The organism is Alteromonas hispanica (genome assembly GCF_010500915.1).
Taxonomy (GTDB): domain Bacteria; phylum Pseudomonadota; class Gammaproteobacteria; order Enterobacterales; family Alteromonadaceae; genus Alteromonas; species Alteromonas hispanica.
The window spans coordinates 274206-292302 of the sequence record NZ_JAAAWP010000001.1 but is presented as its reverse complement, the minus strand read 5'-3'; the positions used below and the strand labels follow the sequence as shown (position 1 = coordinate 292302).

Genomic DNA, 18097 nt, shown 5'->3' with positions numbered 1-18097 from the left:
AACAATTATGGCTTTTACAGTAATTATTCCGGCAAGATATGGATCTAGTCGCTTTCCCGGTAAGCCATTAGCATTAATTAACGGTAAGCCCATGATTCAGCATGTCGTTGAGAGAGCCACAGAAGCAGGTGCAGAAAACGTTATCGTGGCAACTGACGATGCTCGTATTGAAGAAGTGGCTAAAGCCTTTAGTACAGTATGCATGACATCAAGCGATCACCAATCAGGCACAGAAAGAATTGCCGAAGTGGTAGAGAAAATGGCGCTGAATGATGATGCCATTGTGGTGAACGTTCAAGGCGATGAGCCCTTTATACCCGCTGAAAATATTCGTCAGGTTGCCCTTAATCTTACAAACGCAACTCAGTGTGACATGGCTACACTGACAACGCCCGTAACCGCAACAGATGATGTGTTTAACCCTAATATTGTGAAAGTTGTAGTTAACACAAACGATGAAGCAATCTACTTTTCCCGCTCGCCTATACCTTTTGAGCGAGACAGAATGATGGCAGATAAAAACGATGCTAATACTTCGCTTTATCATCGTCATATCGGTATTTATGCTTACCGGGCACGATATATTCAGCAATACGTAAATTATAAACCAAGCGCGTTAGAGCAAATAGAGTCGTTAGAGCAACTGCGAGCCTTGTGGTATGGCGACAGCATCCACTGTCAACAGGCTGTCGCATCGCCACCCATTGGCATCGATACCCCAGAAGATCTCGAACGTTTACTTACAACATTAAACTGATGAGAAATAAGGGGGCGGCTTTTTAGTAACAATGTTTTACTTAAATTTACTTAAGAGCAAAGAGAAAAGCATACACCCAGCATTGATGAAATACACATAAACAAATCACTGATATAAAACACATACACATTTAAGGAGCTATTATGAATGTTGTCATTACTGGCGGTAACAGAGGGATAGGGCTAGCGCTTGCAAAGCAGTACAAGGCTCAGGGTGCAAAAGTGTATGCGACATGTCGTAACAGTTGTGATGATCTGAACGGCGCAGGCGTGAACGTTATAAGTGGCGTTGACGTATCGCAACCAGACACGCTTGCGGAACAACTAGCGCCTCTTGCTGATGTGAACATTGATCTATTAATCAATAACGCAGGCGTTTTAGGTAGAGAGTCCATAGAAGACTGGGACCCAAATACTATCGATTATCAATTCAGAGTGAATGCTCTTGGCCCGCTTCTCGTTACTCAAACTCTACTTCCAAACCTAGCATCAGGTAGCAAGGTTGCGCTTATCACCAGCAGAATGGGGTCGATGGCTGACAACACCTCAGGCAACTACTATGGGTACAGAATGTCGAAAGCAGCGTTAAATGCCGCTGGCGTCTCCTTGGCTAACGACCTAAAGCCGAAAGGGATAGCGGTAGCGCTTTTACACCCAGGGTTTGTGCAAACTGAAATGGTGGGTGGTGCGGGCGATATAGACACCACCACTTGCGCCGAGCGACTTGTTGAAAGAATTGCAGAACTGTCGATTGAGACAACTGGACAGTTTGTGCATTCCAACGGTGAAATTTTACCCTGGTAGTTAACTTTGCTAGCTAGCTACACCGTTTGAGAGAGATAAACCGATATTAATAAGGCGCTTAAAAGCGCCTTATTTTTGTTTCTGTGTTAAGCAAGCTCTATTCAGTGTGCTCTTCATCTTGGTCTTCAGAGAGCACAGCCCAAACGTCGTGTTCGTTTGCATGAATGACTTCTGCCCAGACTCTCTCGCCCGGTTTAACATCGTAAACGCCGTTAAGGTGCACTAAGCCGTCAACTTCAGGCGCATCGGCATAGGTTCGCCCCACGGCTCCTTCGCTGTCTACAGAATCGATAACAACCTGATATTCATTGCCAATGCGTGCTTGTAAACGGGCAGCACTTATTTCGCCCTGAACTTCCATAAAACGAGCCAAACGCTGTTGTTTGATGTCTTCTGGAACTGGGTCGGGAAGATCATTGGCCCTTGCACCCTCGACAGGGGAGTATGCAAAAGCGCCTACGCGATCTAGCTGCGCTTCTCTTAGAAATTCGAGTAGTTCCTCAAACTCTTCTTCCGTTTCACCCGGGAACCCGACAATAAACGTGGAGCGTATTACCAATGAAGGACACTGCTCACGCCACTTTTTAACTCTTTCAAGTACACGTTCGGCACTGCCAGGACGCTTCATGAGGCGAAGAATACGCTTGTTTGCATGCTGAAACGGAATGTCGAGATAAGGAAGAATTTTTCCCTCATTCATTAGCGGGATAAGCTCATCGACATGAGGGTAGGGATATACGTAATGTAACCGTACCCAAATACCAATTTCGCCCAGCTTTTCGCAGAGTTGCTGCATGTGTGTTTTTACCGGCATTCCGTTCCAAAAGCCAGTTCTGTGCTTCACATCCACACCGTATGCACTGGTATCTTGCGAGATAACCAGCAACTCTTTTACACCGGCATCTTTCAAGCGCTTTGCTTCGTCAAGTACATTACCTACAGGACGGCTTACAAGGTCGCCGCGCATTGAAGGAATAATACAAAACGTGCATCTGTGATTGCAGCCTTCAGATATTTTCAGGTACGCATAATGACGTGGGGTCAATTTCACACCGTGATCGGGTACAAGGTCTGCAAAAGGATTATGGGATGGCTTTGGTAGGTGTTCGTGTACTTGTTCTACCACAGTTTCATAAGCGTGTGGACCAGTGATAGCCAAAACATTAGGATGAACCTCACGTATTTCATCTTCTTTAATGCCTAAGCAACCGGTTACAATGACTTTACCATTTTCTTTAAGCGCCTCACCAATGGTATCGAGTGATTCTTCAACCGCAGCATCGATAAAGCCGCAGGTATTTACAATCACTAAGTCAGCATCGTTGTATGTGGGCACAACATCATAACCTTCAGTACGAAGTTGTGTAAGAATACGCTCTGAGTCAACTAGGTTCTTCGGACAACCTAACGAGACGAAACCGATGCGACTTCCATTACTGGTATTTTTTGGCGTTGATTCTTGCAACACCTTAACAGGCGTTTCAAGCGTTGTAGTGCTGTTGGTCACTTTATTCGGATTAAACGTTTCTACTGTCATCTAAAATTTCACCTAGCCAATGACTGTGCTTAAAATGGGCGCGAATTATACAGCAAGTCTTTTCATAACACAGTACAGAATGCCTCATTATTTAATTAATTTAGTAAACTGAGGTTAAGCATTAACGACAGTTTTACTATTGAAAACAGATTCTCACAGATTTGTGCTTTGTTTTTGAGAAAATAACCCCACCTCCTTTTATCAAACGCGATGAAACACGCGCAAGCGGAAAAGCTCATCACGGGCAACAAAATTGAAATATTCGAGTATGTAACCACAACCTTTCGGTGATGCTATTACTTCTTAAATAAACACAACATTTTATAAGCCATAAGCCATAAGCCATAAGACATAAATCAAAAGACCCGGACGAAAAATGCTAAAACTACCGCTTAAACACTACGATGAATCGGGACGCATTCTCGCTCCATCATGGTTATATTTTCTATTGTTACTGCTGTGCGTAGATTGGCTGGTGTTTATCTTCTCCGTGGTATCACGGTCACAAACCACAGAGTTGCTGGCATTTTTCTATCCACAAAAAGAAGCGCTTGGTCTTAACCTAGTAGCCAGTTTACCTGTACTAACAAGTTTAGTGCTAATAAGCCAACGAGAGCGTCTCTGGAAGCGGAATTGGCTAGGCTGGCGACATTTTGTGCTGCCTTTTATACAAGTTGGGGTGCTTGTGTTGCTGACAGGTCAGATGTATTACCTAATGCATCATCACTGGGGGTTTGAGTTGGTGACCGCATTAAAGATATTGCTTTATACAATAACACTTTATGTCGTTACCCGTAGTAGACATCTTAAGTGGATGATCGAAGATTGGGCCACACCTGAAGTGGGAAAAGATGAAAAGAATACACAAAGTAAAGGTGAGGATAACAGTAGCGACGATGCGCTAAAATAGACTAGCTGTAATTCTTGAATTAATACTAGCTAGATCACACCAGCCAAATAAAAATCGCTAAGTCGCAATCTGAAAACTTACCAGCACGCCCTTGTAAGGGACTCACTAATAAGTTTTCATTAACGCTGCGTTAGTGCTTGTGGTTTTCTAGCGCTTGCTCATAGTATGAATGGACACTCACTTGACTATCATTCACTAAGCGCTCGTAACAAATACCTGCAAGGGCGTACGTATTTGTTCCAACGCGTAAAAATACCGCCGGCGCTTGTGGATTTGATTGGTCATATATCCATTCGCCATCGAGCTGCGCTTTTAGGATCTCACCTACATAGGCCCCAAAGATATTACAGATAGTAAACACCGCCTCATCTTCCAGCGCCTGATCGTGAAATTTGTCTATAAAACTAAGTAAGATATCATCGACTGCCGAAATACTTTCTGGTGTGTCATCAAGCGTAACGTCAAACTCTGTTGATGCGACTACTTTAGCGTCGGCTGCACAATCAGCCATGAGTTTCTCGAGTTCTTCAGGTGACAAAGCTTTCTCCTTATTAACGATACAGCTAGTGGATGTATCATGTTCTTATCATTTGAAGCATATAATAGAAAAATATATCAGGTTGTGCGTAGTAACGTAACTTGATAATTCGTATTTATTTTTGACCTGTTAATCGATTAACCACGCTAGCAGCCGCAAACATACCAAACGTAGCGGTTACCGTTACCACCGCACCGAAGCCGCCTGCACAATCAAGACGGGTGCCGCCTTCCATTGCAGATTTACTGAAACATACCGAGCCGTCTGGCTGGGGGTAACGAAGCTGCTCTGTAGAATATATACATTCGACACCAAAACGACGTTTTGGGTTTTTACTGAAATTATAATTTCGCCGTAGCTCACTGCGTAACTTTGCGGCCAGAGGATCCTGCGTAGTTTTTGCTAAATCGCCGCGAGTAACTTGCGTTGGATCTATCTGCCCGCCAGCTCCACCAACAGTAACGATAGGAATTTTATTGCGTTTACAATGCGCTATCATCGCCGCTTTGGCGCGAATACTATCTGTAGCGTCTACCACCATGTGCATGTTCTTCGTGAGCAGCTCTGGCGTATTGTCTGGGGTAACAAAATCTTCGATGATATTTACACGGCACGATGGGTTTATTTGCTTAATTCGCGCTGCCATAACCTCCACTTTGGGCTCGCCAACTGTATTGTCTAATGCGTGAATCTGGCGATTAGTATTGGTGACACATACATCATCTAAATCCACAAGTGTAATTGTGCCAATGCCCGAGCGGGCCAGTGCTTCTGCAGTCCAGCTGCCCACACCGCCAATGCCGACAACGGCAACGTGACTGTTAGCGAGAACATTTGTGTTTTCTGCACCATATAGACGAACAATGCCGCCAAGGCGAGGATCTTCAGACATGTTATTTCCAATAATAAAGATTAGTCGTGAAAGTGTTTTTAGCGCAAACCAAACGTGTTAATTACAATTAAAGACAATGTGATTGGTCCCACCCACTTTTAAAGCCGAGCAAAATAAGCAAAACGACGTAAATTTGCAAGTTGCGTAGAATATCAACCAACGCTACAAACTAAAAAGTTGCGCCATATAATATTGCAATACGCTTGGTTTTTACCTTTCTATTTTAGCTTTTTTCGAATAATAAATCCGTATTAAGTCAACATACGTTCTACTTAATACATGTAAAAATATGCGCTGTTAAAAACTGAAATCACAGAAAGGTATTGCAATGGGACTTTTAGTAGACGGTAAATGGCAAGACAAATGGTACGACACGGATAAAAGCGGCGGTAAATTTGAGCGTCAGGCGAGTAAATTTCGCGACCGTATTAGCGAAGACCATGACAAATTCCAACCTGAGAGTGGTCGTTATCATCTTTATGTATCTTTGGCGTGTCCGTGGGCACATAGAACGCTAATATTTCGCAAGCTAAAAGGGCTGGAATCCCATATAGGCGTGTCTGTCGTACATCCCGAAATGTTGGATAAGGGCTGGGAGTTTGGCAACTACCCAGGCTCCACAAAAGACAAACTGTTTGATTTCGACTTTGCCCACCAACTCTATACCCACGTTGATTCTACTATCACTACGCGAGTTACGGTTCCAATTCTTTGGGATACTAAGCACAACACCATTGTCAACAATGAATCGGCAGATATCATCCGAATTTTAAACAGTGATTTTAATTCTCTGACGGGGAACACGGATGACTATTATCCAGAATCTCTCCGTACTGAAATTGATACCGTTAACGAGTTGGTTTACCACAATATCAACAACGGAGTGTATAAATCTGGCTTTGCGACCACGCAAGAGGCATACGAAGAGGCATTTAACGCGGTTTTCAATGCACTTGACGTGGTTGAAACTCGCTTAGTTGATTCACGTTACCTCTTAGGAGAGGCGATTACGGAAGCGGACTGGCGGCTGTTTACTACCCTGATTCGTTTCGATCCTGTCTATCACGGTCACTTTAAATGCGATAAAAAGCAGATAGCCGACTATCCCAATTTGTACGGTTATATGAAAGAGCTTTACCAAATACCTGGCATAGCTGAAACCGTAAACTTTGACCATATCAAACGTCACTATTACTACAGCCATACAATGATCAACCCAACCCAGGTTATTCCTGTAGGACCTTCGCAGGATTTGATGTCTGCCCACGGCAGAGAGAACGTTGGCAAATAAATAAGGGTGTATACGATATGAAATCAGATATTGAATCTCAAAGTGCTTCTGATATGCAACAAACTGATAATGTTCAACGGTCAATTGCGAAGAGGGTAAAGGGTGTGGCAACCAGCGATGGTGCCGGAGTTTCACTAACCCGTATTATCGGTCAGCCTATACTCCCTAGGCTCGACCCTTTTCTGATGTTAGATTTTTTTGGCTCTGATAAACCCGCTGAATACTTATCAGGGTTTCCCGCACACCCCCATAGAGGATTTCAGACTGTAACCTACATGCTGGCTGGCAAAATGCGTCACAAAGATTCGGTAGGTAACGAGGGGGTTATAGAGGCTGGCGGTATTCAATGGATGAATGCTGGCAAAGGAATAATTCACGAAGAGATGCCCGAGCAGGAAGAGGGGCTTCTGAAAGGTTTTCAGCTTTGGGTAAACCTGCCGTCGCATGAGAAAATGTCACTGCCAAATTATCAGGATATACCGCCATCAGATGTACCTGAGGTAGAAAAGCCAGGAGTAAAAGTAAAAGTACTTGCAGGTGAGTTCGAAGGTGTTAAAGGCCCCGTAAAAACCACTGCTGTTGCTCCTTCGTTTTATGATGTAGCGCTTGCGCCTGAAACTTCTAAATCGGCAACGGTATCTATAGATATAGAAAGTAACCACGAAGGCTTTATTTATGTTTATGAGGGTACCTTAACTGTGAATTGCGAGGCACCACACACTAATAATGAACTTGGTAAAGGCGAGCTCGGAGTATTATCGCCAGCCCCTCTTGGTGACTCCACGTTAACATTAGAGGCCAAGAGAGGATGCAAATGTATTGTTGTTTTGGGAGAGCCTATTAAGGAGCCTGTAGTTCAGTATGGACCGTTTGTGATGAACACACAGCAGGAGATAATGGACGCCTTCGAAGCGTATAAAAACGGCTCGCTGACTAAATAAGCTTTTAGGGTAACAAAATTAAAGAACAGGACGGCTAGCTTTCGATTTGAAGCATGATCGCCTATAAGAAAAATACCGCTTCTGCATTGTGCAGGAGCGGTACTACTCATTAGGTTGCTACTTTTGTTATTAGTTGCCACTGACTAGGAAAGTATAAGTATCATCCAAGCATGGCTTATTACCGCTACGGTCGTTAAACCCATTCGTAGTCCTATATAACTTACAATTTGGTCTTTTGGCAAACTTAGGGTGAATTTGTCGTATAGCAACACGGCTACATAGCTTATTGACAGTACGCCAAGCACTTTTACATCACTTGCAAACACTAGGCATAGCCATCCAACAATAGTGGGCAGCATGGCTATGTACATTTGTTTATCATATCGCTGATTGCTAATCGCATCCCACCAGTGAACTCCACCAAAAAAAGAGAGCAACACAGCGGAATACTGAACAAAATATGTTGCGCTTTCTGATATTGAAAGAAGGTTAAGTTGATAGGCTAGCGGCATAGCAATAAACGGTATTAAACCTGCTATACCTAAGCCAAGGGCAGAATATGGCATGGATTCTCCTCTCAAAAGATACGCCTTAAACAAAAATAGCGCCAAACATGGCGCTATTTTTACAATCTAAAAAGACAGTTAGTTCAAACTACTTAATAGGTGTGTATTTTCTTTGGCTGTGACCAGTGTAAAGCTGACGAGGACGACCAATCTTTTGCTTGGGGTCGCTCATCATTTCATGCCAATGTGAAATCCAACCTACTGTGCGAGAAAGTGCAAAGATACACGTAAACATGTTAGTTGGAATACCAATAGCTTTAAGCACGATACCAGAGTAGAAATCTACGTTAGGGAACAATTTCTTTTCTGCAAAGTACGGGTCGCTCAACGCTATTTTTTCTAATTCCATTGCTACTTCTAACAAAGGATCTTTAACGTTCAGTTCACTAAGAACTTCATGACAGCTCTCACGCATAACGGTAGCTCGAGGGTCGTGATTTTTATAAACACGGTGACCAAAGCCCATTAAACGGAACGGGTCAGACTTGTCTTTCGCTCGTGCGATAAACTCAGGAATGCGATCAACAGTACCAATTTCTTCTAGCATGTTAAGGCATGCTTCATTAGCACCACCGTGCGCAGGTCCCCAAAGTGATGCAACACCAGCAGCGATACACGCATAAGGGTTAGCACCAGAAGAACCGGCTAAGCGAACTGTAGACGTAGAAGCATTTTGCTCGTGGTCAGCATGAAGCGTAAAGATACGGTCCATTGCACGTTCAACAGCAGGGCTGATTTGGTACTCTTCAGCTGGTACAGAGAACATCATGTTTAAGAAGTTAGCTGCATAGCTTAAATCGTTACGAGGGTAAACGAATGGTTGACCAACGTTGTACTTGTAACACATTGCAACAAGTGTTGGCATTTTCGCAATTAAACGATGTGCACTGCGTACACGTTGTTCTTCGTTAGAAACGTCAAGGTCGCTATGGTAGAACGATGACATTGCACCAACGGTACCGCATAACATTGCCATAGGGTGGGCATCGTTACGGAAACCGTGGAAGAACATGTTAATTTGCTCGTGAACCATTGTATGACGAGTAATTGTTTCTTTAAATTCTTGGTATTGCTCTATAGACGGTGCATCGCCGTGTAGAAGCATATAGCACACTTCTAGATAGTCAGCATCACGGGCAAGTTCTTCAATGGGAAAACCACGGTGTAATAAAACACCTGCAGCACCGTCGATGTACGTAATGCTTGACTCGCAAGATCCTGTCGCCATAAAACCAGGGTCGTAAGTAAAATAACCGTGTTGTCCAACTGAACGGACATCGATTACGTCTTGTCCTTCTGTGCCAGACAAAATAGGAAGCTCTATTTCCTTGTCGCCGGCTTTAAGAATGGCTTTTTGATCTGCCATATAATGCTCTCCTCAGAATGGTTCTGTTTGCAGCAAAACGGACGAAAATGTCCGCTTTATTGGGAAAAGTGGGCGTATTTGTACTTTATAATGCACCAACAAGTCAATTTTATTGCATATATGTACAATAAATATTCTTTATCACTCATATTTCTATTAGCAATTTTCTCACTCGAATTTTACCAAATGAATACAACCCTTTCTAATAGCATCAACATTTTTAATGACTTTTATTGAAAGGTAAATTGTTAAAACAGATTTTTTGTTTCGCTACTGGTTTAACAAATAAGCGCTTGATGTTGAATAATTAATCTACCACATTAAAAGAGCTTAATTTGCTGTTAGTTCACATAGTCATATAAGTGAGGTACTGATACCCTTAACACGCTACTACTACGCAGATACTAGCGGGTTAGGAGCAATTGTGATCTCTTTTTATTTAAAATAATTACCAATTGTGTGTAATTTCAGACTAAAGTCTTACTACGTCACAAAAAATTGTAATTATATACTACGCTGGATATACTCAGCGGTGCTTGAAATACAGAATAATTATTCTGTTACAAGCATTAAAGAATAGTTCACAAATTGTTAACAACTCAATGGATGAGGCAATTAACAGGTTAAAAGCGAATTCACTTGTACAGGACATAATAAATACAAGTAATTCTTATCCCTACGGATTAAACAGGCATACATTGTGAAAAAGCAAAGACCAGTAAATTTAGAACTCAATACTATTAAATTTCCGCCCTCTGCTATTTCGTCAATTCTCCATCGTGTAACCGGTGTTGCCATGTTCTTCGCGCTACTTTTCGTTATTTGGGCATGGGCAGTTTCTGTTCAATCGCCTGAAGGCTTTGCGAATGTTCAGGCAATCATGGACGGATTCTTTGGGAAATTTGTCGCAATTGGCACAGCTTCAGCGCTGACGTATCACATTCTAGGCGGCCTAAGACATGTCGTAATGGACTTGGGTCACTGGGAAGAATTAGAGTCGGGCAACACAAGTGCGAAAGCAACAATCGCATTGTGGATTGTACTGACCGTAGTATTGGGAGTTGCATTATGGTAACCAACCAAGCAAGTATGAAGCGCGATGGTGTACAAGATTATGTATCACTTCGTGCGACAGCAGCAATTATTTTCGCGTACTCGATTTTCATGGCGTGGTACTTTATAACCAGCGGTAGCTTAAGTTACGTCGAATGGCGTGGGTTATTTTCTGGTTTAGCTATGAAAGTTTTCACATTGGCAGCACTAATCGCAGTGATGATCCACGTACGTATCGGCCTTTGGCAGGTACTATCAGACTATGTTAAGTCATCAAGTCTGCGCGCGGGATTACAATATATACTAAATATCATCGCTTTTGGCTACGTAGCTGTCGGCCTATTTGTATTGTGGGGAGTGTAAGATGAGTTTACCCGTACACGAGTTTGATGCAGTAGTAATTGGTGCTGGTGGCGCAGGTATGCGTGCCGCGCTACAGATTTCACAGTCTGGTAAGTCATGTGCACTGTTATCAAAAGTTTTTCCAACCCGTTCTCATACTGTGTCTGCACAGGGTGGTATTACCGTTGCGCTAGGTAATTCACACGAAGACAACTGGGAATGGCACATGTATGACACTGTTAAAGGGTCAGATTACATCGGCGACCAAGATGCAATCGAGTATATGTGTAAGGAAGGTCCTGAAGCCATTATTGAAATGGAAAACATGGGTCTGCCGTTCTCACGTTTTGAAAACGGAAAAGTATATCAGCGTCCTTTTGGTGGACAATCAAAAAACTTTGGTGGCGAACAGGCAGCACGTACAGCTGCTGCGGCTGACCGTACTGGTCACGCGCTTCTTCACCTTCTTTACCAACAGAACGTAAAAAACAAAACAAAAGTATTCTCTGAGTGGTACGCACTAGATTTAGTGAAAAACCAAGACGGCGACGTAGTAGGTTGTACAGCAATCGACATCGAATCTGGTGAGGTAGTTTACTTCAAGTCACGTGCCGTAGTTCTTGCCACTGGTGGTGCAGGTCGTATTTATGCGTCAACTACCAACGCGCACATCAATACCGGTGACGGTGTAGGTATGGCACTTCGCGCTGGTGTTGCAGTTCAAGACATGGAAATGTGGCAGTTCCACCCAACAGGTATCGCTGGTGCAGGAACATTGGTTACCGAAGGTTGTCGTGGTGAGGGTGGTTATCTACTCAACAAAGACGGCGAGCGATTCATGGAACGCTACGCACCAAATGCGAAGGACTTAGCAGGCCGTGACGTTGTTGCTCGTTCAATGATGACAGAAATTCGTGAAGGTCGTGGTTGTGAAGGCCCTTGGGGCACGCACATCAAACTTAAGCTAGATCACCTCGGTAAAGACGTACTTGAATCACGTCTGCCTGGTATTCTAGAGCTTTCTCGTACCTTTGCTCACGTTGACCCTGTAAAAGAGCCAATTCCAGTAATACCAACTTGTCACTACATGATGGGCGGTATTCCTACTAACGTAGACGGTCAGTGCTTAGCAGTAGACGAGAACGGCAACGACAAAGTTGTGAACGGTTTATTTGCTTGTGGTGAGATTGCTTGTGTATCTGTACACGGTGCAAACCGCCTAGGTGGTAACTCACTACTTGATTTGGTTGTGTTTGGTCGCGCAACGGGTATGCACCTTGGCAAGACTCTATCTGATATGGCGCCAAGTCGTGATGCGTCGGAGTCTGACCTTGAAGCAGCGATGGCACGATTCAATCGTTGGGAAAGTTCAGAAGCGGGTAAAGGCGAAGACCCGGTTCAAATCAAAAAAGACATGCAAGAATGCATGCAGCTTAACTTCTCAGTATTCCGTGAGGGTGAAGCAATGGCTGACGGCCTGAAAGAGCTTAGCGAAATTCGCGAACGCCTACAGAACGCACGCCTTGATGACAAGAGCTCAGACTTCAATACTCAACGTATCGAATGTTTAGAACTTGATAACCTAATGGAAACAGCGTACAGCACAGCAGTAGCAGCGAATTTCAGAACGGAAAGCCGTGGCGCGCACAGCCGCTTCGATTTCCCAGATCGTGATGATGACAACTGGCTATGCCACAGCATTTACGATCCGAACACTGAAAAAATGCTCAAACGTGATGTCAATATGGCGCCGAAAATTAGAGAGGCATTCCCTCCTAAAGCGCGTACGTATTAAGAGAGGTAACGATTATGAAATTAGAATTTTCGATATACCGTTATAACCCTGATGTTGATGCAAAGCCACGCATGCAAGACTATTCTCTAGAAGTAGAGGAAGGTCAGGACATGATGGTTTTAGATGCATTAATAGCACTGAAAGAAAAAGATCCATCGTTGTCTTTCCGCCGTTCATGTCGTGAAGGTGTATGTGGGTCTGATGGCGTTAATATGAATGGTAAGAATGGTCTTGCTTGTATTACACCGCTTTCAGCTTTAGGCAAAGGTAAAATTGTAGTTCGTCCACTTCCAGGTCTACCGGTAGTTCGAGACCTAGTTGTTGATATGACACAATTCTATACACAGTACGAAAAGATCAAGCCGTTCTTAATCAATGATGGCAAACAGCCGCCAGCGCGCGAGCATTTGCAGTCGCCTGAAGAACGTGCGAAGTTAGATGGTCTTTATGAGTGTATCCTGTGTGCATGTTGTTCAACATCGTGTCCGTCTTTCTGGTGGAATCCAGATAAGTTCATCGGACCAGCTGGTTTGCTTCACGCTTATCGCTTCTTAATTGATAGCCGCGATACTGCGACAGACGAGCGTTTGAATGAACTTGACGACGCGTTCAGCGTGTTCCGTTGTCACGGTATAATGAACTGTGTAAGCGTGTGCCCTAAAGGGCTAAACCCAACAAAAGCAATTGGTCAAATTAAGTCCATGCTTCTGTCTCGGGCTGTTTAGTTCGAATCTTACTAACCAAGTTAGTCACAGATTTTGATGCTCTAAATAGCCATCCCCTAAGGATGGCTATTTTTTTATGTAATCATAGTGATAACACTTGGTTCTGTTGAGAATAGCCTTATAATAGTACTTGATTGTTAACTAGATTTTATAAAACGTAGCAAGGCAAATTAAATGCAAGAAAGCGTGATGAAAGCGTGGTGGGATTCCTCGCACATGGCAGGTGCCAACGCTGCCTATGTTGAAGAGTTGTATGAAGCCTATTTGGATGACCCGCAAAGTGTCTCCGATACATGGCGACAAATCTTCGATAACCTCCCCAATCTTGATGGCGTAGCGTTAGAAACTAATCATACAGCAATTAAAAATCAATTTAGGCAACTTGCTGCGTTAGGACCGACTGCGAGAATGTCCAGTTCATCGGCTCCTGCGTCAAGTGGCTCGGACGATAAGCAAGTTAAAGTTCTTCAACTTATCAACGCATTCCGTTTCCGTGGTCACCAACACGCTAATTTAGACCCACTCGGTCTTTGGAAGCAGCCAAGAGTTCGCGACCTAGAATTATCTCACCACAACCTCTCCGAAGACGATTTTGACTCGGTTTACAACGTCGGTTCTTATGCTATCGGCAAAGAGTCGCTTCCGTTAGGTGAGTTGTTTAAATCGTTGAACAGGACGTATTGTGGTTCTATCGGTGCCGAATATATGCACATCACCGATACTGACCAAAAGCGTTGGCTACAGCAAAAATTCGAATCTGTGCAAGCGAAGCCAGAAATCTCTCGCGATGAAAAGCTTAGTATCCTTAAAGGGCTTACTGCTGCAGATGGCATGGAAAAGTACCTTGGGTCAAAGTTCCCAGGTGCCAAGCGTTTCTCCCTTGAGGGTGGTGATGCTCTAGTTCCAATGCTTAAAGGACTGATCACAAAAGCTGGTACAGCGGGCACAAAAGAAGTGGTTATCGGAATGGCCCACCGCGGTCGTCTCAACGTGCTTGTAAACGTATTAGGTAAAAACCCGTCAGTATTATTTGACGAGTTTTCCGGTAAACATGACGACTCACTAGGTGCTGGTGATGTAAAATACCACGCAGGTTTCTCTTCAGATTTCGCTACACCAGGCGGAAATGTTCACCTTGCACTAGCGTTTAACCCTTCGCATTTGGAAATTGTGAACCCAGTTGTTATCGGCTCGGTTCGCGCCCGTTTATCTCGCCGAGATAACGACACGAATTCAGTGTTACCAATTACAATACACGGCGATTCTGCTATTGCGGGTCAGGGCGTTGTTCAAGAAACGTTCAACATGTCACAAACCCGCGGTTTTGCCGTTGGCGGGACAGTGCGCATTGTGGTTAATAACCAAGTTGGTTTTACGACATCGAAGACGGAAGACACTCGTTCAACGCAATATTGTACTGATATTGCAAAAATGGTTCAGGCTCCTATCTTCCACGTTAACTCTGACGACCCGGAAGCTGTTGCATTTGTCACCCAGCTTGCCTTGGAATATCGCCAGAAGTTTAAGCGTGATGTGGTTATTGACCTAGTTTGTTACCGTCGTCATGGTCACAACGAAGCTGACGAGCCAAACGCAACGCAGCCGTTAATGTATCAAAAAATTAAAAAGCATCCTGTTCCACGCGTTATTTATGCTGATCAGCTCATTGCTGAAGGCGTGATTGAGCAGCGTGACGCAGACCGCTATTTACAAGAGTATCGCGAAGCACTCGATCACGGCGCTTGTGTAGTAGAAGAATGGCGTCCTATGACAGAGCACAGCGTAGACTGGTCTCCGTATCTTGGTCACGATTGGGATACACCGTACGACGGTAGCGTAAGTGTAGAGAAGCTTAAAGAACTGGGTGAGTCTATTACGTCTTTCCCTGAAGAGCACAAGCTTCAGTCTCGTGTAAATAAACTTTACCAAGATAGAAAAGCAATGGTTGCTGGCGAAAAACCACTCGACTGGGGTATGGCAGAAAACTTAGCCTACGCAACACTCGTCGATGCGGGTGAAGATATCCGTATTACCGGTCAAGACAGTGGTCGCGGTACCTTCTTCCATCGCCACGCTGTACTTCATAATCAGACAGACGGCTCTACCTACCTTCCTCTGCAGCACATCAGAGAGGGGCAAGGTCAAATCGAAATTTACGACTCAGTTCTTTCAGAAGAAGCTGTTATGGCGTTTGAATATGGTTATGCCACTGCCGAACCAACATGTTTAACGATTTGGGAAGCGCAGTTTGGTGATTTTGCCAATGGTGCACAGGTTGTCTTCGACCAGTTCTTAAGTTCTGGTGAGGCAAAATGGGGTCGCCTTTGCGGTTTAACCGTTCTACTTCCACATGGCTATGAAGGTCAAGGCCCAGAGCACAGCTCTGCGCGTCTAGAGCGCTTCTTACAGATGTGTGCAGACCATAACTGGCAAGTATGTGTGCCATCTACACCAGCGCAAGTATTCAACATGCTTCGCCGCCAGGTAGTTCGCCCAATGCGCAAGCCACTAATTGTTATGTCGCCTAAGTCACTATTGCGTCACCCACTCGCTGTATCTTCACTAGAAGAATTAAGCGAAGGGAAGTTTCATAATGTTATTGGTGAAATAGATGACATTGATCCGAAAGACGTGAAGCGCGTGGTTATGTGCTCTGGTAAGGTTTATTACGACCTGTTAGATCAACGTCGTAAGAATGAACAAAATGATGTAGCAATTGTGCGTTTAGAGCAGCTTTACCCGTTCCCGCAAGAAGAATGTGCTAAAGTTGTTGCACAGTACAGCCATGTAAAAGATTGGGTTTGGTGCCAAGAAGAGCCGCAAAATCAGGGCGCTTGGTATTGTAGCCAGCATCACTTCTGGCAAGCAATTCCAGAAGGTGCAAAATTAACATATGCGGGTCGTGAAGCATCCTCGTCGCCTGCAGTAGGTTATGTATCCGTTCACAATCAGCAGCAGAAAGCACTGATTGAAGACGCACTCACTATTAAATAAGGAACAGAAATGACAATTGAGATAAAAGTTCCGGTTCTACCTGAGTCAGTTGCCGATGCCTCCATTGCAACCTGGCACGTTAAAGCCGGTGACGCAGTTAAACGAGACCAAAACCTGGTTGATATTGAAACTGATAAAGTAGTTCTAGAAGTTGTAGCTCCAGCGGACGGTACAATCGGTGAGATCTTGAACGAAGAGGGTGCGACGGTTTTAGGTGAGCAAGTTATTGCTAAGTTAGAAGAGGGCGGTGCAGCTGCGCCGGCTAAATCTGACGATTCTGATTCGAAAAAAGAATCAAAGCCAGCCGAAGCTGCTAAGTCTGACGACGCGCCAGCGGGCAAGTCGTCTGATGTTAAGGTACCTGTATTACCAGAGTCTGTTGCTGACGCTACTATTGCAACTTGGCACGTGGCTGTTGGCGAAGCAGTATCACGGGATCAGAACCTAGTCGATATCGAAACGGACAAAGTGGTTCTTGAAGTTGTTGCACCAGCAGACGGTTCACTGTCTGAGATTATCGCTGAAGAAGGCGCTACGGTAACAGCAGAAGAAGTCATCGCTAAATTCGTGGAAGGCGCCTCTGGCGGTGCATCTGCATCAACTTCAGCAAGCGAAAGTGAAGAAGCGGATGATAGCGGCAGCGATGCGTTAAGCCCATCGGTTCGTCGTTTACTCGCAGAGAAGGGTGTTGAAGCGTCTAGCGTTAAAGGCACGGGTAAAAATGGTCGCATCACGAAAGAAGATGTTGAGAAGCACCTGAAGGGCGGGGATAAAGCATCAGCGCCTTCTGCACCAGCACAGCCTGACACAGCGGAACTTCCAACTGGTAATCGCACTGAAAAACGCGTACCAATGACTCGTCTTCGTAAGACTATTGCCAATCGCCTACTTGACGCTAAGAACTCAACGGCAATGTTGACTACGTTTAACGAAGTTAACATGAAGCCAATCATGGATTTGCGTAAGCAATACCAAGAAAGTTTTGAAAAACGTCATGGCATTCGTTTAGGTTTCATGTCTTTTTACGTAAAAGCCGTAACCGAAGCCCTTAAGCGTTTCCCAGAAGTAAATGCATCGATTGATGGCGATGATATCGTTTATCACAACTACTTCGATATTTCGATTGCAGTATCAACACCTCGTGGTTTGGTGACACCTATCTTGAAGGACACAGACACACTTGGAATGGCTGGAATTGAGAAAGGAATCAAAGATCTAGCAATTAAAGGCCGTGACGGCAAGCTAGCTATGTCTGACCTTCAAGGTGGTAATTTCACCATCACGAATGGCGGTGTTTTTGGTTCACTTATGTCTACACCAATCATTAATCCTCCGCAAAGCGCTATCTTGGGTATGCATAAAATCCAAGATCGTCCAATGGCGGTTAATGGAAAAGTAGAAATTTTACCAATGATGTACCTAGCGCTTTCTTACGATCACAGAATTGTTGATGGTAAAGAGTCGGTTGGCTTCTTGGTAACCGTGAAAGAGATGCTCGAAGATCCTACACGTCTATTATTAGACGTATAAGACTTCAGTCTCACGTAATTGTGGTTAGGGGCAAGTGTGGTTTATGCTATATTTGCT

The 18097-nt window shown here is 44.2% G+C and carries 16 protein-coding genes; 11 read left to right on the top strand and 5 right to left on the bottom strand.

Annotated elements, in window-relative coordinates:
* Nucleotides 1-7 precede the first annotated feature (7 nt).
* Both kdsB and GTW09_RS01230 read left to right on the top strand, forming a co-directional pair.
* On the top strand, nucleotides 8-757 hold the full coding sequence (gene kdsB, locus GTW09_RS01235) for a 3-deoxy-manno-octulosonate cytidylyltransferase (RefSeq protein ID WP_163109362.1): 750 nt from the start codon (nucleotides 8-10) through the stop codon (nucleotides 755-757).
* A 143-nt stretch (nucleotides 758-900) separates the two neighbouring features.
* Entirely contained in the window at nucleotides 901-1560 is a 660-nt protein-coding gene (locus GTW09_RS01230; protein WP_163109360.1) for an SDR family oxidoreductase, read from the top strand.
* A gap of 97 nt (nucleotides 1561-1657) precedes the next feature.
* Here the strand turns inward: GTW09_RS01230 and rimO are convergent, their stop codons facing one another.
* Nucleotides 1658-3097, bottom strand: a complete 1440-nt coding sequence (gene rimO / locus GTW09_RS01225) for a 30S ribosomal protein S12 methylthiotransferase RimO (RefSeq protein WP_071979765.1) — start codon at nucleotides 3095-3097, stop codon at nucleotides 1658-1660.
* 376 nt (nucleotides 3098-3473) lie between these two features.
* Between rimO and GTW09_RS01220 the strand changes: the two genes are divergently transcribed.
* Nucleotides 3474-4007 (top strand): DUF2919 family protein, encoded by a 534-nt coding sequence (locus GTW09_RS01220; RefSeq protein WP_163109358.1) that lies wholly within the window; start codon nucleotides 3474-3476, stop codon nucleotides 4005-4007.
* Nucleotides 4008-4137: 130 nt separating this feature from the next.
* On the opposite strand, the gene GTW09_RS01215 is transcribed toward GTW09_RS01220, so the two are convergent.
* Together GTW09_RS01215 and tcdA are read right to left on the bottom strand one after the other, a co-directional pair.
* The gene (locus tag GTW09_RS01215) at nucleotides 4138-4545 is read right to left on the bottom strand and encodes a hypothetical protein (RefSeq protein ID WP_100971628.1); all 408 of its coding nucleotides are present in this window, start codon (nucleotides 4543-4545) and stop codon (nucleotides 4138-4140) included.
* A gap of 115 nt (nucleotides 4546-4660) precedes the next feature.
* Nucleotides 4661-5437 carry a tRNA cyclic N6-threonylcarbamoyladenosine(37) synthase TcdA gene (gene tcdA / locus GTW09_RS01210; RefSeq protein ID WP_163109356.1) on the bottom strand — a complete coding sequence of 259 codons (777 nt, stop codon included), beginning with the start codon at nucleotides 5435-5437 and terminating at the stop codon, nucleotides 4661-4663.
* A 328-nt stretch (nucleotides 5438-5765) separates the two neighbouring features.
* Here tcdA and GTW09_RS01205 point away from each other — a divergent pair, with 328 nt between their 5' ends.
* Nucleotides 5766-6728, top strand: coding sequence for a glutathione S-transferase family protein (locus tag GTW09_RS01205; RefSeq protein WP_163109354.1), 963 nt, complete (start codon nucleotides 5766-5768; stop codon nucleotides 6726-6728).
* Between the two features lie 53 nt (nucleotides 6729-6781).
* Nucleotides 6782-7669, top strand: a complete 888-nt coding sequence (locus GTW09_RS01200; protein WP_163109937.1) for a pirin family protein — start codon at nucleotides 6782-6784, stop codon at nucleotides 7667-7669.
* Nucleotides 7670-7812: 143 nt separating this feature from the next.
* On the opposite strand, the gene GTW09_RS01195 is transcribed toward GTW09_RS01200, so the two are convergent.
* Together GTW09_RS01195 and GTW09_RS01190 are read right to left on the bottom strand one after the other, a co-directional pair.
* The gene (locus tag GTW09_RS01195) at nucleotides 7813-8235 is read right to left on the bottom strand and encodes a DUF3429 domain-containing protein (RefSeq protein WP_100971632.1); all 423 of its coding nucleotides are present in this window, start codon (nucleotides 8233-8235) and stop codon (nucleotides 7813-7815) included.
* A gap of 88 nt (nucleotides 8236-8323) precedes the next feature.
* Nucleotides 8324-9601, bottom strand: a complete 1278-nt coding sequence (locus GTW09_RS01190) for a citrate synthase (protein WP_163109352.1) — start codon at nucleotides 9599-9601, stop codon at nucleotides 8324-8326.
* A 700-nt stretch (nucleotides 9602-10301) separates the two neighbouring features.
* Between GTW09_RS01190 and sdhC the strand changes: the two genes are divergently transcribed.
* From sdhC to odhB, 6 genes are all read left to right on the top strand, one after another.
* Nucleotides 10302-10676, top strand: coding sequence for a succinate dehydrogenase, cytochrome b556 subunit (gene sdhC, locus GTW09_RS01185; protein ID WP_071979759.1), 375 nt, complete (start codon nucleotides 10302-10304; stop codon nucleotides 10674-10676).
* Nucleotides 10670-11017 carry a succinate dehydrogenase, hydrophobic membrane anchor protein gene (gene sdhD, locus GTW09_RS01180; protein WP_071979758.1) on the top strand — a complete coding sequence of 116 codons (348 nt, stop codon included), beginning with the start codon at nucleotides 10670-10672 and terminating at the stop codon, nucleotides 11015-11017. The genes sdhC and sdhD overlap by 7 nt, the downstream gene beginning before the upstream one ends.
* 1 nt (nucleotide 11018) lies before the next feature.
* Nucleotides 11019-12791: a succinate dehydrogenase flavoprotein subunit gene (gene sdhA / locus GTW09_RS01175; protein WP_071979757.1), complete on the top strand. Its 1773-nt coding sequence runs from the start codon at nucleotides 11019-11021 to the stop codon at nucleotides 12789-12791.
* 14 nt (nucleotides 12792-12805) lie between these two features.
* Nucleotides 12806-13516: a succinate dehydrogenase iron-sulfur subunit gene (locus tag GTW09_RS01170; RefSeq protein ID WP_071979756.1), complete on the top strand. Its 711-nt coding sequence runs from the start codon at nucleotides 12806-12808 to the stop codon at nucleotides 13514-13516.
* A gap of 174 nt (nucleotides 13517-13690) precedes the next feature.
* The gene (gene sucA / locus GTW09_RS01165) at nucleotides 13691-16510 is read left to right on the top strand and encodes a 2-oxoglutarate dehydrogenase E1 component (protein ID WP_163109349.1); all 2820 of its coding nucleotides are present in this window, start codon (nucleotides 13691-13693) and stop codon (nucleotides 16508-16510) included.
* Nucleotides 16511-16519: 9 nt separating this feature from the next.
* The gene (odhB, locus tag GTW09_RS01160) at nucleotides 16520-18040 is read left to right on the top strand and encodes a 2-oxoglutarate dehydrogenase complex dihydrolipoyllysine-residue succinyltransferase (RefSeq protein WP_163109347.1); all 1521 of its coding nucleotides are present in this window, start codon (nucleotides 16520-16522) and stop codon (nucleotides 18038-18040) included.
* Nucleotides 18041-18097: the final 57 nt, after the last annotated feature.

Coding starts and splice junctions, on each gene's coding strand:
- kdsB (WP_163109362.1), top strand. CDS start 8: ATGGCTTTTACAGTAATTATTCCGGCAAGATATGGATCTAGTCGCTTT.
- GTW09_RS01230 (WP_163109360.1), top strand. CDS start 901: ATGAATGTTGTCATTACTGGCGGTAACAGAGGGATAGGGCTAGCGCTT.
- rimO (WP_071979765.1), bottom strand. CDS start 3,097: ATGACAGTAGAAACGTTTAATCCGAATAAAGTGACCAACAGCACTACA.
- GTW09_RS01220 (WP_163109358.1), top strand. CDS start 3,474: ATGCTAAAACTACCGCTTAAACACTACGATGAATCGGGACGCATTCTC.
- tcdA (WP_163109356.1), bottom strand. CDS start 5,437: ATGTCTGAAGATCCTCGCCTTGGCGGCATTGTTCGTCTATATGGTGCA.
- GTW09_RS01205 (WP_163109354.1), top strand. CDS start 5,766: ATGGGACTTTTAGTAGACGGTAAATGGCAAGACAAATGGTACGACACG.
- GTW09_RS01200 (WP_163109937.1), top strand. CDS start 6,782: ATGCAACAAACTGATAATGTTCAACGGTCAATTGCGAAGAGGGTAAAG.
- GTW09_RS01195 (WP_100971632.1), bottom strand. CDS start 8,235: ATGCCATATTCTGCCCTTGGCTTAGGTATAGCAGGTTTAATACCGTTT.
- GTW09_RS01190 (WP_163109352.1), bottom strand. CDS start 9,601: ATGGCAGATCAAAAAGCCATTCTTAAAGCCGGCGACAAGGAAATAGAG.
- sdhD (WP_071979758.1), top strand. CDS start 10,670: ATGGTAACCAACCAAGCAAGTATGAAGCGCGATGGTGTACAAGATTAT.
- sdhA (WP_071979757.1), top strand. CDS start 11,019: ATGAGTTTACCCGTACACGAGTTTGATGCAGTAGTAATTGGTGCTGGT.
- GTW09_RS01170 (WP_071979756.1), top strand. CDS start 12,806: ATGAAATTAGAATTTTCGATATACCGTTATAACCCTGATGTTGATGCA.
- sucA (WP_163109349.1), top strand. CDS start 13,691: ATGCAAGAAAGCGTGATGAAAGCGTGGTGGGATTCCTCGCACATGGCA.
- odhB (WP_163109347.1), top strand. CDS start 16,520: ATGACAATTGAGATAAAAGTTCCGGTTCTACCTGAGTCAGTTGCCGAT.